Source organism: Kaistella flava (ex Peng et al. 2021) (genome assembly GCF_015191005.1).
GTDB classification, from domain to species: domain Bacteria; phylum Bacteroidota; class Bacteroidia; order Flavobacteriales; family Weeksellaceae; genus Kaistella; species Kaistella flava.
In genome coordinates, this window is record NZ_CP040442.1 from 3114071 (window position 1) to 3130549 (window position 16479).

Here is a 16479-nt window from a genome sequence, read left to right on the forward strand (position 1 = left end):
ACTATATAAAATATAATCTATGTTTAAAAAACTCTCCTTAACAATTGTCACGTTGTTGATCTCGATGCACGCTTTTGCGCAGGATCAATTTCAGTGGAAAGAAGCGACCTCCAACGGTTACACTTATAAGTATGTGACCAATGATCCGATGAGTGCAAGATTTTACACTTTGAAAAATGGCTTAACGGTCATTTTAAGTCCGACCAAAAAAGATCCTCGTATTCAAGCTTATGTTGCTGTGAAAGCAGGAAGTAAAACCGATCCGCGAACAAACACCGGTTTGGCGCATTATCTGGAACACCTACTTTTCAAAGGAACAGATAAATATGGTACTTTGGATTGGGCAAAAGAAAAGCCAGAATTGGCAAAGATTGATGCGCTTTACGAAACGTACAATAAAACAAAAGATGAAGCGAAAAGAAAAGCAATCTACAAAAAGATTGATTCAGTTTCCGGTGTTGCAAGTAAGTTTGCGATTGCAAATGAGTATGACAAAATGATGACTTCGATGGGAGCGCAAGGAACGAATGCCTTCACAAGTTTCGAACAGACGGTTTATACCGATGATGTTCCGAGCAGTTCTTTGAATAAGTATTTAGCAGTTCAGGGAGAACGATTTCGTAATCCTACTTTACGAATTTTCCACACGGAGTTGGAAGCCGTTTACGAAGAAAAAAACAGAAGTTTAGATAGTGACGGAAGTAAAGTATTTGAAGAACTTTTCTCACAGTTGTTTAAAAACCACAATTACGGGCAGCAAACGACGATCGGAACAGTTGAACATTTGAAAAATCCTTCTTTGGTAGAAATCCGTAAATATTTCAATAATTATTATGTTCCTAATAATATGGGCGTAATTTTATCGGGAGATTTTGATCCTGATGTTGTGATTGCACAGGTTGACAAAGCGTTTTCGTACATGAAAAACAAGCCTGTTGCAAAATATACTTTCACTCCGGAAGTTGCGATTTCAAAACCAATCATTAAAGAAATTACAGGTCCGGATGCAGAAAATTTAACCATCGGTTTCAGATTGCCTGGAAATAAAGACAAAGACGTTTTGATTGCAGATCTGGTTGGTCAGGTTTTGACGAATGGAAAAGCGGGTTTAATGGATTTGAACTTGGTGAAAAAACAAAAATTATTACGTGCTTCGGCTTCTACATTCACGTTGATCGATTACGGAGTTTTATTTATTAGTGCAGCTCCCACTAACGGTCAAAGTTTAGAGGACGTAAAAACTTTGGTTCTCGGTGAAATTGATAATTTGAAAAAAGGAAACTTCGATCAAGATTTAATTACTTCAATCATCAATAATATCAAGAAAGATAAAATCTACGAATCTGAAACGTATGGTGATAGAGCAGCATCTTTGATGGATGCTTTCACTTCAGAATTGAACTGGAGAGATCAGGTTGCTTATGTAAATGATTTATCTAAAATTTCTAAAGCCGATATCGTAAACTTTGCCAACAAATATTTAGGTGAAAATTATGTCGCAATTTTAAAAAGAAAAGGAGAATCTCCAGCAACGGTTAAAATTGAAAAACCACAGATCACTCCAGTTGAAACAAACGCTGACAAACAATCTTCTTTTGTAAAAACAGTTGGAGAAATGCCAAATAATCCTTCAACTCCAGTGTTCTTGGATTACAAAAAAGATATTCAGAAATCAATGTTAGGAAAAGCGGAAGTGCTTTACGTTCCAAATACTGACAATCAGATTTTCCGTTTAAAATACCGTTACAAAATTGGTTCTTTAAATGATTTGAAACAGCCGCTTGCCGCTCAGTATCTACAGTTTTTAGGAACAGATAAAATGTCTGCAGAAGAAATTTCAAAAGCATTTTATAAAATCGCGTGTAACTTCACCGTTGCGACCGGCGAAGAATATACCACTGTTTCCATCGAAGGGTTGCAGGAGAATTTCGACAAAGCTGTTAAATTATACGAAGATTTAATCCAAAATGTAAAAGGAGATGACGCTGCTCTAAAAGGATTAAAAGAAAGAATGGCAAAAGGCAGAAAAGATGTGAAAGCTAATAAAGGCGCAATTCTTCAAGGCTTGACAAGTTATGCTTTGTACGGTGAGAAAAATAAATTCAACAATGTCATGAGCAATTCAGAGTTAGAAGCAACAACTTCTGCAGAATTGGTTGATCGAATTAAAAACCTCAATGATTATGAGCAAACGGTGATTTATTACGGTCCGGCTTCATTGAAAGATCTGGAAAGTAAGTTGAAAACGATGCGCCAAGTTCCGGCGATATTTGCAGTAGCAACTCCGGCAAAAATATTCAAGCAAACTGCACAAACTAAAAACAAAGTGTTGTTTACTGATTATGACATGGTTCAGGCAGAAACACGTTGGATAAGAAATACCGAAAATTACGATCCAAACAAAAACACAGTTGTAAAAGTTTTCAATAATTATTTCGGTGGCGGAATGGGTTCAATCGTGTTCCAGACCATCAGAGAAAGTAAAGCTTTGGCTTATTCAACTTACGGTGTTTATGTGCAGCCGCAAAAGAAAGATCAGGAATATTATATGATGAGTTATGTCGGCAGTCAGGCTGATAAGTTCAATGATGCAACTACCGCAATGACTGAACTTTTGACCAAAATGCCAGATTTATCTGAGAATTTAAACCTAGCAAAAACGCAGGTTAAAAAAGACATTCAAACGGAAAGAATTACGCAGGATAATATCATCTTCAACTATTTAGCTGCGAAAGATTTAGGTTTGACTGAAGATCCGCGAAAAACGATTTACAGTTCTGTAGACAATATCAAAATGCAGGATTTGAAAAATTTCCACGAAACCAATTTCTCTGGAAAACCTTACACTTACGCAATCGTAGCGTCAGAAAAAAGAGTTCCGATGAAAGATTTGGAGAAACTGGGAGAAGTGAAGAAAATTTCTTTAGAAGAACTTTTCGGTTACTAAAACTTTCAATTTCAATAGTATAATGAAGCTGCTCCAGATTTGGGGCAGTTTTTTTTATTTATTTGGGCGCACATTTCCGCCTGAATTTATCCTGAGCTTGTCGAAGGGTTCCCGCTCTTTTTCATCCTCGTTCCTCGTCAGAAAAAGAGCTCCGTTCAAGTCGGGGCGCAGTTCCGCTATTTTCCAAGAGCGCTGTTAGACATTCAAGCTTTAACATCGCTTAATCATCACATCATCATATCATCAAATTGTTTGCTTCTATCCTCAGCATAACTTTTCGTAACTTTCCTAAAGCTATTTCTCTTAAATTTACAAAAACAATACGATATGAATTTATATACGCAGCCAATGCTGAAAGAAGATGCATTGAAAGATAAAGTAGCCATTGTAACCGGTGGTGGAAGCGGACTTGGAAAAGCCATGACCAAATATTTTCTTCAATTAGGTGCAAAAGTTGTCATCACTTCCCGAAATTTAGAAAAACTTCAAGCCACTGCAAAAGAACTCGAAGAAGAAACAGGCGGAAAAGTTTTATGTGTTTCTTGCGATGTTAGAAATTGGGATGAGGTTGAAGCCATGAAAGAAGCAGCAATCAAAGAATTCGGACAAATTGATATTCTGTTAAATAACGCGGCTGGAAATTTTATTTCACCCACAGAAAGATTAACGCATTCTGCATTTGATTCTATTTTAGATATCGTTTTAAAAGGCACCAAAAACTGTACGCTTTCCATCGGGAAATATTGGATCGATAATAAAGTTCCCGGAACAGTTTTAAATATTGTCACCACTTATGCCTGGACAGGTTCTGCATACGTCGTTCCCTCGGCATGTGCGAAAGCTGGAGTTTTAGCCATGACCCGAAGTTTAGCTGTAGAATGGGCAAAATACGGAATTCGTTTCAACGCTATCGCACCAGGACCATTCCCAACAAAAGGAGCCTGGGAAAGATTATTGCCCGGAGATTTAGCCGAGAAATTCGACATGCGTAAGAAAGTTCCGTTGAGAAGAGTTGGAGAACATCAAGAATTAGCGAATCTTGCTGCTTATCTGGTTTCAGATTATTCTGCTTACATGAACGGTGAAGTGGTAACCATCGACGGTGGAGAATGGCTCCAGGGAGCTGGAGAATTTAACATGCTGGAAGAAATTCCACAAGAAATGTGGGATATGTTAGAACAGATGATTAAAGCTAAAAAGTCAAACTAATTTTAATTTTAAATATAAAACCTCAATATTTGTAACAATATTGAGGTTTTTTTATACTTATATATAAAATCCCTCATGAATTTTAAATTTTTAAAGCCAATGGTCGCATTGGCAATTGCAGTTTCTGTGAATTCATTTGCTCAGAATGATGCACCAAAGTATAGTTATACCGAAGCTTTCAAACCGTATTTCTATCTGAATAATGCGACTGAAACCCGCTCAGCAAGCGGACAACCTGGTCATCAATATTGGCAAAACAGTGCTGATTATGTTTTGAACGCCACTTTGAATGATGCTAAAAACGAGATTTCAGGTTCTGCAGAAATTGTTTACACGAATAACAGTTTTGATAATTTGAGTTTTCTGTGGTTGCAACTGGATCAGAATTTATTTAAAAAAGATTCGCGCGGAAATGCGGTAGTTCCGATGGCTGGAAGTCGAAATGGTGCGCACGGACAAGAATTCGATGGCGGTTATACGATTAAATCTATCGAGATCCTTTCCGCAAATGGGAAAAAAGTAAAAGTAAATCCGACGTATACAATTTCCGATACCCGAATTCAGATTGATCTTCCACAAGATTTAAAAGCAAAAGGTGGCGTTATAAAATTCGTTATTAATTATTCTTTTGTTTCGCCAAATTACGGTTCAGACAGAATGGGCGTTGAAGACACCAAGAATGGTAAGATCTTCACGATTGCTCAATGGTTCCCAAGAATGTGTGTTTATGATGACCAAATGGGATGGAATACTTTACCTTATCTCGGTGCCGGAGAATTCTATTTAGAGTACGGAAATATTACCGCAAATCTGACGGTTCCTGCAAATCAGTTTGTTGTTGCTTCCGGTGAATTATTGAATCCAAAAGAAGTTTACACTAACGACCAAAATAAGAAATGGGATCAGGCGAGAAATAGCGATAAGACGGTAATTATTCGTTCTGCTGAGGAAGTTAATGCAGCTGCAAAAACTTCAACTTCGACTAAAACCTGGAAGTTTAAAATTGAAAATACAAGAGATTTTGCCTGGGCTTCTTCGTCCGCATTTATTTTAGATGCAGCAAAAATTAATTTACCAAGTGGAAAGAAATCGTTGGCAATTTCTGCTTATCCGGTAGAAAGTGACGGTAATGAAGCTTGGGGAAGATCGACTGAATATACCAAATCATCGATCGAACATTACTCCAAAAGATGGTATGAATATACCTATCCAACTGCAGTAAATGTTGCAGGTAATGAAGGCGGAATGGAATATCCAGGCATCGTTTTCTGTCATATGAATTCAAAAGGAGCAGATCTTTGGGGTGTTACTGATCACGAGTTTGGTCATAACTGGTTTCCGATGATCGTAGGATCGAACGAAAGATTATACGCTTGGATGGATGAAGGTTTTAATACTTTTATTAATTCGGTGTCCGAAAAAGACTTTAATAATGGAGAATATTACCAGGCGAAACCACTTCAATCCATGTCGCGGGCTTTTTACGGAGACAGTATGGAGCCGGTAATGACGGCGCCAGATAACTTAAAAGAAAGGAATTTAGGATTCTTAGGATATTATAAACCAAGTGCAGGACTGCAAATGTTGCGTGAAAATATTTTAGGTGAAGCTCGTTTCGATAAAGCATTTCGGGAATATATTAATAGATGGGCGTTTAAGCATCCAACTCCTGATGATTTTTTCAGAACAATGGAAAATGTTTCTGGTGAAGAGTTGAATTGGTTCTGGAGAGGTTGGTTCTTAAATAAATGGAAAATCGACCAAGCTGTAAAAAGCGCAAAATATGTTAATGGCGATTTTACAAAAGGGGTTATCATTAAAATCGAAAATATCGGACAATTACCAATGCCGGTTAATTTGGATATTAAATTTAAAGATGGGACGATTAAAAATGTAAAATTACCGGTAGAAATTTGGAAAAGAAATTCAGAATGGTCCTTTGAAGTTCCGACTACAAAGGAGATAGTTTCGGTGCAAATAGATTCATCGGGAAGTGTACCTGATGCCAATCCAGCTGACAATATTTTTAAAATGGAAACTAGTTCTACTGAAAAAATTATTTTGAGTAATTACACTGGAACTTATTCCAGTAAACAGTTGCCTATGAAATTAGTAATTAAAGAAGAAAATAACAGACTAATGGCTCAGGGTGAAGGTCAATCCGCGTTTCCGCTGGAATATGAAGGTGCTGATAAGTTCAGTTTCGCGACGGCCGGCCTTGAATTGGAGTTTGCCAAAGACAATAAAAGTTTCAAATTGAATCAGTCCGGACAAAGTTTCAGTTTCACTAAAGAATAAACAAGTTAGAATTTTTAAATAATTGATGACCGTCCCACGAAGCAATTCGTGGGACGTTTTTTTTTCATGCTATCAGGTCTTGTAAATTTCTATTTTGCGATCGTAAATCTGAAGGCTTTAATTATCAATTAAATAACAACAAAAAACGCTCTGAAAAATCAGAGCGTTTAACCTTAAGTAGTAGACCCACAGGGAATATAACGCCTTTATTACCTGAAATCAAACCTATTATATTGAATGAGTGCAAACAACATTAAACCCTTTGTCAATGGTGTTTTATGGTGTTTTAAAGATAGTGCATTCTGTTTAAGTAGTTAAGGTAATAAAGGGTAATTAAGGTTATAAATTAAACTTTTCGGTACAATGTCGGTACATTTTAAAGTTTGTCAATTACCATTAATAGGGTCTTTGCGAGAATAATATAAATATTGTCGGTACAATATGGGTTAATTTTACCCTATTTTACTATATTTGTATAGTTCAAACCTTATACAATGGCAAACGTTAAATTCTTATTACGCACCAAAACCGCAAATTCTAAAATTACAGTCCGATTTTATGAGGGCAAAGAAATTGATTTTAGAAAACAAACCCGCGAGTCTATTAATTCCATTTACTGGAATGATAAAAAAGGACGTCCAAAAAATCTTACTGCATTAAATCCAAAAGACAAAGAATCTTTGACAGAACTAAATGAAACTTTAGATGGTTTGGAAATTTACATTTTGGAGCAATACCGAAAACGTGACGAAACCGAAATAATAAATTCTGACTGGTTAGATGAAATTATTACTGCGTTTTATTCAGGTGGGCGACGAATTGAAAAACTCGATTATCTTACAAACTATTTAGATTACTACGAAACCAATATTTTGCCATTTAGGAAATATAAAGGTTCGCCCATAGGATACCGAACCAAACAAAAACAAATTACCATTATTTCTAAACTCAAAACTTTTCTGCAAACCTTAAATAAAAAGGTTCGCGTTTCAGATTATGGGGAAACAATGGGAAATGAATTTGTAACCTATTTGCGGGATGTGGAAAACCTCAACGAAAATACGGTAGGGAAATATTTGAAGTACTCTAAAACCATCATTAAAGACGCCCGAAAACTAAGATTAAAAGTTAGTGACGACCTCGAAGAAATTAAAGGTTTTACCGTCGAAACCCCAACCGTAATTTTTACCCCTAATGAACTGCAATCTATAATAGACCTTAATTTTTTAAATGAACGGTGGGAAATTACGCGGGACTGGTTAATTGTCGGAATATATACAGGGCAACGCGCGGGCGACTTGTTCGGAATGAATAAGGGAATGATAACGAAAGACGCAAAGGGTAGGGAATTTATAAACCTTACACAGGAAAAAGTAAAGGCACGCGTTAAAATTCCTGTTCATAAAGAAGTAAAAAAGATACTGGATAAATATAAAGGTAATTTTCCCCCTTTGTATTCTGAAAGTTTAGAAAGTAACAAAACGATATTTAATTTAAATCTAAAGGCAATATCTAAACGCGCGGGATTAGACCGCCCCGAAACTGGACGTATTTTCGATGAGGTTAATAAAAAATATGTTTTCGGAACGTATCCACTTCATAAATTAGTTTCGTCGCATTTATGCCGTCGTACGTTCGCGTCTATGCATTACGGAATTATTCCCACCCCTATAATTATGAGTGTTACAAAACACAAAACAGAAACGGAATTTTTAAAATATATCGGTAAAGATAGCGACGAACTGACCGCGCAAATGTTTGATTATTGGGATAAGATAGAATCTGATAAGATGGACAGTTTAAACGACATGAAAAATAGTACTGTCTAAATTATCTAATCAATCTGTAAAAGTAATTTAAACAACTGGTAGTCAGTGATTAATTAAACTGACAAATCCAATATCTAGCATGGAAAGTAAAAATGGTGTATAACTTACATTATTTAAAAAAAACGTTCTATTTTTGTTAAAACGTTCAAACTTTATAAAATGGATATCCCTTTTAAATCTCTAAAATCTTTTCAGGAAAATTATACTTCTCATTTAAATTCTTTTATCGAAGAGTTCCCGAATGCAACTGAAATAGATTTTTTACATCAGTTAAAAAGGATGTACAGTTTTGAGATAAAATTCGATAATACCAAAAGAGTTTTTAATGATTTAATTTGGATAAAAACACGTTCGTTTGATGAATCTTTTGGAATTACATATGAGGACGATGAAATATCAATTTCGATGTTTGCATTAATCGTTGAAGATTATTTAAATTATTATATGCCTCTCATAGGTGACCCATTTTCATACAACCCTTATTCACCGTTTGTTGATGATGAAGATGTTTTCGTTAAAGATTATGAAGGTTTTGATATTAAGGATGACCCAATTAAACGTTTATTTATTATCTCAGAAAACGTTGCAAGTCATGATATTTCTATTAACAGTAAATCACTTCGCGAAATTTATTTACTACAGGAAACATTTCATTATAAGTATTTCAAGTTTTTGTATTTTGATAATGGGAAAATTAAGGCGGATGAACATAAGTTTCAAAATTACGGATTCGCGGTAACTAATATTTTAAATGAATTAGATAGAAAGATTTTTGATACTAGTATAAAGTCTGACGTACAGGATGAAATAATAACGGAAAACGATTATTCAGATACTCGACAACTTGAACGAATGATTTTATTAGAAAAATTGGGAATTATAAAATACATTCAGTCAATCCAAAATGACGTTAATAATGAAAAACACACTGCAGAAATATTATCTGCACTTAGTGGGATTAACTCAGCAACGATTGCAAAAAATTTAGGGGTTATGTTAGGCGCAAAGAAAAATGATAATGATAAAAATAGCCCTTACAAAAATCCTAAAAATCTCCAATTGGCAAATAATAAATTATATCAATTTAATATTGATTTAACTAAAATTATTCTATAAAGTAAGAAATGGGAAAATAACGCATTCCCATCAAATTCCCATTAATCCCTTTGTATTGTTGAATTAAAAACAATAATACAAATGGAACAAATTAATTTCGTCGGAATAGAACCGACTGCGCTAATTTCCGAAATCGTCGGAAAAATAAAATCTGAATTACTCGCAGATTTAACCAAAACTTTTAACGATAACCAACCAAACCGCTATTATTCCGCACAGGATATCTGCGAGCGTTTTGGTATCTCAAAACCTACCATTCATGAATGGAGAAAACGCGGGATATTGAAAACCTATAAACTGGGTTCGCGCGTCTATTATCGAATGGACGATATTGAAAAGGCAATGATTATTAACGATTAATATTTATTGCTATGTTCAAACCCGATACCTATAAATTAACCTACACACTGGATGAGGTTAAAAAGACGTTCGCACAGTATAAATTGCAAACTGCCGAAAAGGAACTTTTGCCAGAGTTGATAAGAATTGTAATAAACAATGGTTTTAATGCAATTACAGGAGCGTACTATCTTTTACTAATCAGAAATGCCACCAGTTGGAAGAAATGTACTTTGACAGGATTACGACCGACCGATACAGCGAACTATTATTATTCGGATTTACCAATTAAGGGCGTGAAATCTTTATGCGTGGTTTATTACGATTCTGAAACGGATAAGATACTTATTAGAATTGCACCGCAGTTTTATATTCAATCTAAAATAGAACGTGAAAACCTAGTAAAAGAACTAATTAAAAACTTTTAGAACCCAAAAAAAAGGGAATGCAAATAAATGCATTCCCTTTAGGCGTTCAAACCTTTACAAATGACTTTCGCTATTGTAAGAAACAAAGATAGTAAATAATGATTGATTTTATAAAGATAAAATACACTGATACTGGTTATGTGTTGCCAATCTCATCAATAGATTTTAAAAGTGGTTTTAATCATAATACGGGAGAACTTGATGAGACCGTAAAGGGAAATTATTTTGATTTTAATATTGAACGTTGGGCGTCTGGTCGAACTATTATAACTGGTAGTATTCACAAATATTTTAATAGGAATGATTTTAACGGTAATGATTTTACCGCATTAAATTTTCAAACGTCTGTAATTAATCTGAAAAACGAAATTCATTTAGTTCCTGATTTGTGTAAACTTGAAAACGTGGAAATAGGAGTAAATATTCAAACTGAATTTAATCCAAATCTTTTATTAGAAAATCTTTTATTTCATAGAACAAAGGAGTTTAATAAACCAATTGCGGGCGCGTATTATATGCAATCAAAAAAAGAAAATTATATTATTAAAATCTATAATAAGAGCGCGCAAAATAACCGCGTTTTAAGGCGTTTAGAATCTGAATTGAAAGGTAGTAAGATAACACCAACGGAACGCGCGCAGAAACATTCTTTAGCGCAATTAATCAAAGATGAGTTGAAACCAAATACGCTACGTTTTGAAATTAAGTTTTTAAAAATGGAAGTATTAAATCAAATGGGAATTATTACCCTCGCAGATTTATGCAAACCTGAATTTTTCCAGCATTTTAAAGAAATGTTAATGATGGAATTTGATGAGGTTTATTTTTACGATTATACGACCGATAATTTAAAGATGAGAACGCCCGAACAAATTAAGTTTAAAGATTATCGAAATCCTAACTACTGGAAGAGTTTAGACCGAAAAGATAAATATTATCATAAAAAACGGTTTGCAGATTTAACGCTAAAATATTCCCAAAACATAAAGGGTAAAGTGTCGGAATTAATAGGCGACAAGATGGAGGAATTAACCGCCAAAAGTTTAGACATTTTCCCCGACATTTTAGCACCTCATCAAACTACTAAGTTTAGACAAATTCCCCATTCATATATAGGGGTAAAATGTCCAAATAATAGTAACGACTTAGCGGTAATAAATGAGGGTGTAAATGCCCCCGAAAATAACACCTACTGCAAAGTAACTGGTTTGAATATTTCAATGCAAAAAAAAGGTAGTTTGTATTTATGCTCTACTGGTTTAAAATTCTATAAAAAAAATGACCCCGATATATTCAGGAAATTATATGTAAAATATTTAAGTGATAAAATGAAAACGCGCCCCATCGAAAAACAGATTTATTATATCGCGCATAATATTAGGAATACAAAAACAAACCCCTATCACAATACCCGAAACAATAGAGTGAAGTTTGAGCAAAGGAACTATAATCAATATCAATTGCAAATAGTGTGGGATTTCTAAAACATTATTCTTTGTTTTTAAAAAAAATCTTATATTAGTATAAATGAAAAATTATGAAAAAAATTATATTTTTAGTACTTTTTATGCTATTCTCTAAAAGTTATTCACAAACAAATTATTTTCCTATGCCGTCAAACGGCGATGAAATATTTCACATCGTATCAAAAAATGTTTTAGTGAAAAGAATATCAGAAAAGAGAGCATGGGTTAAATATGTTGATGACGATAAAAGGGTTAAATCAAAAAGTGGGAAAATTATTTCAGTAAAAGGGGGTTATCTCATGAGTAAGTCCGAATTTAAATGCACTCCAATTTCAGAGAGGATGCATAAGACATTTACAATTATAGAGTATGACGGTAAGAATGAACCATTGGGAAGCAAGGAGTATTCTTATCCTGATTGGGAAACTGTTCCGCCAGAAACTAATATAGATTCAATAGCACGATTTGTTTGTGATGGGGAGATAAATTTATAATTACTTGTGATTATATTATTTCGGTTCGTTAAAAATTTTGTCTTATATAAAAATTTAAAAAACATATAGAATGTCAATACCAAGAGGCATGCAACAAGAAGTAAAAACGCCTATCTATGTAAAGATTTTTATTTGGATATTCGTAATTGCAGATGTTTTTGCGATAGGACTGTTAGTTATTCCCGCAATTTTAAAACTATTCAAAGACCATTTTTAAGCATTTATTCCAACAAAACAAATTAAAGTATTATGAAAAATATATTCGACAAGGTTTTTAAAGTAATGGTTATTTTAATTTCATTAGGTTTTCTTTATGTTTATTATACTAATAAGGAAAAAGATAGATATGAAATTAGCGATGGGTTTCTACTTATTAAAGATACTGGTGTTATACATCGTTTGAACAAGGTTGATTATCAGTGGTACAATCGTAATTCTAATGAGTTAAACAGTAACTAGTAGTAAAAATAAATGCACTTTTCGAAATTTTATTATATTATTCTGTTTGTTTTATTTTCGTGTAAGAAAGAGATTTCACTAAAGAGATTCACAAACTATAATCAAGTTGAAAACTATCTTTCGACCAATAGTTTTAAAGTCGATGAAACCACCGACACAGGAAACAGTAGTTTTATTACTTCCGCACACTTTCAAAGTGAAGATGGTGAAAAAGGTTTTCTAACTTTAGGAATGAAAAGAAAGGAATATCATTTTAGTAATGTACCAATAGAAGTATGGGAACGTTTTAAGAATGCAAATAGTAAAGGGAAATTTTACCACCGTAACATCAAGGGAAAGTATAGTATCAAATTGAAGTAGAAATATGACATACTGCAACCTAAAAACTTGAAACGTTTTCGAGAATTTCCGATGAAATGCGTGATGGGGGTGGTATTGAAATAGTATGAGAATATTAGTTTTTTAATTTAACACATACGCATATATCTAACATCTGAGAAGGTAACTGAGATTATTTTCAATTGAATAACTAAATACATTAACACTATTGTACAATTATGGCTAATTGTATTAGGTTTAAATGCAATTACTATTCACTAACTATCAAAGAAATATAAAACTAATCATTCAATGCATGGTAATATCATGTTATTGTCTACTTGGTGAATACCTTTGAACTGATTGAGGTGACTAGAACGCCTTTACAAATTATTTGAAATGAATATAAATTTTTAAAATTATTCTTCATCTTGAACTTAATCGTTTATGTGTAAATCTCTTTTTATAGAGATATTGAAATGTTAAATCTGAACTTTTCGGGATCAGTATCAAAAGTTGGGGACTAAGCAAAAAGTTTAGATAATCTGAACAAGAAAAATGTTTTGTCTTTTACACCTCGAAGTTGTAATCTGAAGTTTTTTATTTTCGCATTAAAAGATTCTGCAGAAGCATTTGTGCTTCTCTGATCAAAATAATTGAGAATATCATTGTAATGATTCATAATGGTTTTCATGAGTACTGAAAATGATTTAAAGCCCGATTCTTCTACCTTTTTGAACCAATGTGCTAATTTGAGCATTGCGACGGACTTTTGAATATTTTGATTGTAAATTTTTCTCAGCCCATCAGATAAATGATAGGCTTTTTCTAAGTCGGGATAGTGCGAGAATAATATGTCCGCTCTTTGGTTTTGGCTTGGTGTCCACTTTTCTTTGGTTTTGTAGAGTAAATATCGGCTCCTTGCCAAGAGTTGCTTTCTGGTATCACCATTTTCAAAAACTTCAATTTCCGGCTTCTTCTTTCTCTTTTGCCTCGGTTAGTAAAGTGTTTTCCAAATCAATGGCTTCCCATCGATGTTGTATTCTGAGGTTCTGCAATGCTTCTGTGGCGAGCTTTTGAACATGAAAGCGGTCAATAACCTGCACGGCATTGGGGAAACATCTTTTAGCAATGAGTTTCATTGAACCTGCCATATCGAGTGTGATCTCTTTAACTTTCTGTCGGAGTTTTCTACTGATTTTCAGAATTTGTTCAATGACTTTATCACTCTGAGTTCCTTTAATAATGGCTACGATACTTCCTTTTCTGCCCTTTGCTTTTTTGGAGGTAAGAACAGTGTACAATTCCCCGTCAGAAAGAGCGACTTCGTCTAAAGAAAGCTGGTCAGAGAGGTTTTCAGAATATAAGATCCAGTCTGCAGCATGTTCTTTCTGATCCCAATCTTTAAAGTCGCTAATGCTTTTTTTATATTGTCGTTGAAATTTTCTTCCATTCACGCCATACATTTCTGCGATGGTTTTACAAGGAAGTGCTTTAGTATCGGCTGATTTTTTTTAAGAACTCTGCAAAATCCTGTGTCATGCGAGTTCCTTTAGCGATGAGATTCCAATCTCTTTGAATAATGTCTCCCGATTTCACATCTGTCCATCTTCGGCGTTTGATATGGAGTTTTACAGACTTTCCACGCAGCGGAAAATCATCTACCGTTATTTCGGGCAGAAAACCCTTTGATTGCAAAGTAAGGGACGTAAATTCTTTGGGAATCGTATTTTTTTCTTCAAAATAAAGATGCACAACTTTATTTATTTCTTCAAATTTCACAATTTCAAAATGATCAATTAAAAATTCAGGTAGTAAAAATTTGAGAACTTCTGTTTCGTTTAGCATCTAACAAAATTATCAAATTTATTCTTTCTCCCCAAGTTTTGAGATTGATCCACTTTTCGGTACAATATCGGTACGCAAAAAAAATAACGCCTTGAAAATCAAAGCGTTATTGAATAAAATGTAGACCCACAGGGACTCGAACCCCGAATGTCGGTACCAAAAACCGGTGTGTTACCAATTACACCATGGGTCTTTCTTTATTTTGGTGGTGCAAATGTATAAGTTTTTTTATTACCAACCAACTATTTCATAAAAATTTTTTTAAAAAAATACAATTGTAATTTTAAGAGACTCTCTTTCATTGAATTAGAAATGTTGATTTTTTTAGAATTTTTTATAAAAAGTTAATCTCAGTTCTTAAAATCAAAAATATTCAACATTGTATTCTGAATATTTTTAAAGTGAAAATTAATTCTTTGTGAGTTTTTTAATTTTAATAATATTTAAACAAACGCTAAGTGATTTTTTTCAAATATTAATTCCGTATTTTTGAAAAAATAATTTTACAAATGAGTAGTATCGAAGATAAGAAAAAAGCACTGGCTTTGGTGCTTGAGAAACTAGATAAAACCTACGGGAAAGGAACCGTAATGACTTTAGGAGATGCATCTGCAGATACGTCTATTGAAGTGATTCCGTCTGGATCATTAGGATTAGATTTAGCGTTAGGAGTTGGCGGTTACCCAAGAGGAAGAGTCATTGAGATTTATGGTCCGGAATCTTCAGGTAAAACAACTTTGACTTTACATGCGATTGCAGAAGCACAAAAAGCGGGCGGAATTGCAGCTTTTATTGATGCTGAGCATGCGTTTGATAGAGGTTACGCTAAAAAATTGGGAATTAATTTAGAAGATTTAATTATTTCACAACCGGATAACGGGGAACAAGCTTTAGAGATTGCAGATAATTTAATCCGTTCCGGAGCGGTGGATATCGTCGTGATTGACTCTGTTGCAGCCTTGACTCCGAAAGCGGAGATTGAAGGTGAAATGGGGGATTCTAAAATGGGACTTCATGCAAGATTGATGTCTCAAGCGTTGAGAAAATTAACAGGAACGATTTCTAAAACGAAATGTACCGTAATTTTCATTAACCAGTTGAGAGAGAAAATTGGAGTGATGTTCGGAAATCCTGAAACAACTACAGGAGGAAATGCGTTGAAGTTTTATGCTTCGGTAAGGATTGATATCAGAAAAGCGAGTGCGCCGATTAAAACAGGCGATGAAGCAGTAGGAAGCCGTGTGAAAGTGAAGATAGTGAAAAATAAAGTAGCACCTCCATTTAAAATTGCAGAATTTGATATCATGTATGGTGAAGGAGTTTCTAAAACCGGTGAAATCTTAGATGCGTCTGTTGATATGGGAATTGTGAAGAAAAGCGGTTCTTGGTTCAGCTACGGAGATACGAAATTGGGTCAAGGCCGCGATGCGGTTAGAGATATGTTGAAAGATAATCCTGAGCTTGCTGACGAACTGGAAGCTAAAATAAGAGAAGAGATCAAAAATAAAAAAGATAATTAGTCTGGAAGATAACAGACGATAAGGTCATAGATGTCCAACTAAAAGTTAGATATTTATAATTAATTTTTTTAAAATTAAAGACAGCATTTTTTGCTGTCTTTTTTTGTGAATAGTTGGTTTTGAAAAATAGAGGTTTCATTTGTAAACTGGTTTTATGAATTATGAATAAGGACGGTCTTTAGTCCGCATTTCCCGTTGGTATTTATTG

Annotated in this window: 12 protein-coding genes, 1 tRNA gene and 1 pseudogene; 11 read left to right on the forward strand and 3 right to left on the reverse strand. The window is 34.1% G+C overall.

Annotated features, from left to right (window positions below; all coding sequences use genetic code 11):
* Positions 1-19 precede the first annotated feature (19 nt).
* The 10 genes from Q73A0000_RS13990 (at position 20) to Q73A0000_RS14045 (ending at position 12945) form a co-directional block, all read left to right on the forward strand.
* Positions 20-2947 carry a M16 family metallopeptidase gene (locus tag Q73A0000_RS13990; RefSeq protein WP_193811551.1) on the forward strand — a complete coding sequence of 976 codons (2928 nt, stop codon included), beginning with the start codon at positions 20-22 and terminating at the stop codon, positions 2945-2947.
* A gap of 327 nt (positions 2948-3274) precedes the next feature.
* A complete protein-coding gene (locus Q73A0000_RS13995) occupies positions 3275-4156 on the forward strand; it encodes an SDR family oxidoreductase (protein WP_193811552.1) in 882 nt (293 codons plus the stop codon).
* Positions 4157-4231: 75 nt separating this feature from the next.
* Positions 4232-6454 (forward strand): M1 family metallopeptidase, encoded by a 2223-nt coding sequence (locus tag Q73A0000_RS14000; protein WP_193811553.1) that lies wholly within the window; start codon positions 4232-4234, stop codon positions 6452-6454.
* 494 nt (positions 6455-6948) lie between these two features.
* The gene (locus Q73A0000_RS14005; protein ID WP_193811554.1) at positions 6949-8283 is read left to right on the forward strand and encodes a phage integrase SAM-like domain-containing protein; all 1335 of its coding nucleotides are present in this window, start codon (positions 6949-6951) and stop codon (positions 8281-8283) included.
* A gap of 159 nt (positions 8284-8442) precedes the next feature.
* A complete protein-coding gene (locus tag Q73A0000_RS14010) occupies positions 8443-9399 on the forward strand; it encodes a hypothetical protein (protein ID WP_193811555.1) in 957 nt (318 codons plus the stop codon).
* Positions 9400-9480: 81 nt separating this feature from the next.
* On the forward strand, positions 9481-9759 hold the full coding sequence (locus tag Q73A0000_RS14015) for a helix-turn-helix domain-containing protein (RefSeq protein WP_193811556.1): 279 nt from the start codon (positions 9481-9483) through the stop codon (positions 9757-9759).
* A gap of 11 nt (positions 9760-9770) precedes the next feature.
* Positions 9771-10166 (forward strand): hypothetical protein, encoded by a 396-nt coding sequence (locus Q73A0000_RS14020; protein WP_193811557.1) that lies wholly within the window; start codon positions 9771-9773, stop codon positions 10164-10166.
* Positions 10167-10264: 98 nt separating this feature from the next.
* Positions 10265-11650, forward strand: coding sequence for a hypothetical protein (locus Q73A0000_RS14025; RefSeq protein WP_193811558.1), 1386 nt, complete (start codon positions 10265-10267; stop codon positions 11648-11650).
* 53 nt (positions 11651-11703) lie between these two features.
* Positions 11704-12126 (forward strand): hypothetical protein, encoded by a 423-nt coding sequence (locus Q73A0000_RS14030; RefSeq protein ID WP_193811559.1) that lies wholly within the window; start codon positions 11704-11706, stop codon positions 12124-12126.
* A gap of 471 nt (positions 12127-12597) precedes the next feature.
* A complete protein-coding gene (locus tag Q73A0000_RS14045; protein ID WP_193811562.1) occupies positions 12598-12945 on the forward strand; it encodes a KTSC domain-containing protein in 348 nt (115 codons plus the stop codon).
* A 481-nt stretch (positions 12946-13426) separates the two neighbouring features.
* On the opposite strand, the pseudogene Q73A0000_RS17100 reads toward Q73A0000_RS14045, so the two are convergent.
* The 3 genes and pseudogenes from Q73A0000_RS17100 to Q73A0000_RS14060 form a co-directional block, all read right to left on the reverse strand.
* A pseudogene (locus tag Q73A0000_RS17100) lies at positions 13427-14369 on the reverse strand (ISL3 family transposase).
* 28 nt (positions 14370-14397) lie between these two features.
* Positions 14398-14751, reverse strand: a complete 354-nt coding sequence (locus Q73A0000_RS14055) for a transposase (protein ID WP_193811563.1) — start codon at positions 14749-14751, stop codon at positions 14398-14400.
* A 121-nt stretch (positions 14752-14872) separates the two neighbouring features.
* Positions 14873-14944, reverse strand: a tRNA-Gln gene (locus Q73A0000_RS14060).
* Positions 14945-15260: 316 nt separating this feature from the next.
* On the opposite strand from Q73A0000_RS14060, the gene recA reads away from it, so the two are divergent.
* Complete coding sequence (gene recA / locus Q73A0000_RS14065; protein ID WP_193811564.1) at positions 15261-16271, forward strand: recombinase RecA; 1011 nt, start codon at positions 15261-15263, stop codon at positions 16269-16271.
* Positions 16272-16479: the final 208 nt, after the last annotated feature.

Excerpts from the sequence above, each read along its gene's own strand:
- Q73A0000_RS13990 (WP_193811551.1), top strand. The coding sequence starts at position 20 with ATGTTTAAAAAACTCTCCTTAACAATTGTCACGTTGTTGATCTCGATG.
- Q73A0000_RS13995 (WP_193811552.1), top strand. The coding sequence starts at position 3,275 with ATGAATTTATATACGCAGCCAATGCTGAAAGAAGATGCATTGAAAGAT.
- Q73A0000_RS14000 (WP_193811553.1), top strand. The coding sequence starts at position 4,232 with ATGAATTTTAAATTTTTAAAGCCAATGGTCGCATTGGCAATTGCAGTT.
- Q73A0000_RS14005 (WP_193811554.1), top strand. The coding sequence starts at position 6,949 with ATGGCAAACGTTAAATTCTTATTACGCACCAAAACCGCAAATTCTAAA.
- Q73A0000_RS14010 (WP_193811555.1), top strand. The coding sequence starts at position 8,443 with ATGGATATCCCTTTTAAATCTCTAAAATCTTTTCAGGAAAATTATACT.
- Q73A0000_RS14015 (WP_193811556.1), top strand. The coding sequence starts at position 9,481 with ATGGAACAAATTAATTTCGTCGGAATAGAACCGACTGCGCTAATTTCC.
- Q73A0000_RS14020 (WP_193811557.1), top strand. The coding sequence starts at position 9,771 with ATGTTCAAACCCGATACCTATAAATTAACCTACACACTGGATGAGGTT.
- Q73A0000_RS14025 (WP_193811558.1), top strand. The coding sequence starts at position 10,265 with ATGATTGATTTTATAAAGATAAAATACACTGATACTGGTTATGTGTTG.
- Q73A0000_RS14030 (WP_193811559.1), top strand. The coding sequence starts at position 11,704 with ATGAAAAAAATTATATTTTTAGTACTTTTTATGCTATTCTCTAAAAGT.
- Q73A0000_RS14045 (WP_193811562.1), top strand. The coding sequence starts at position 12,598 with ATGCACTTTTCGAAATTTTATTATATTATTCTGTTTGTTTTATTTTCG.
- Q73A0000_RS14055 (WP_193811563.1), bottom strand. The coding sequence starts at position 14,751 with ATGCTAAACGAAACAGAAGTTCTCAAATTTTTACTACCTGAATTTTTA.
- recA (WP_193811564.1), top strand. The coding sequence starts at position 15,261 with ATGAGTAGTATCGAAGATAAGAAAAAAGCACTGGCTTTGGTGCTTGAG.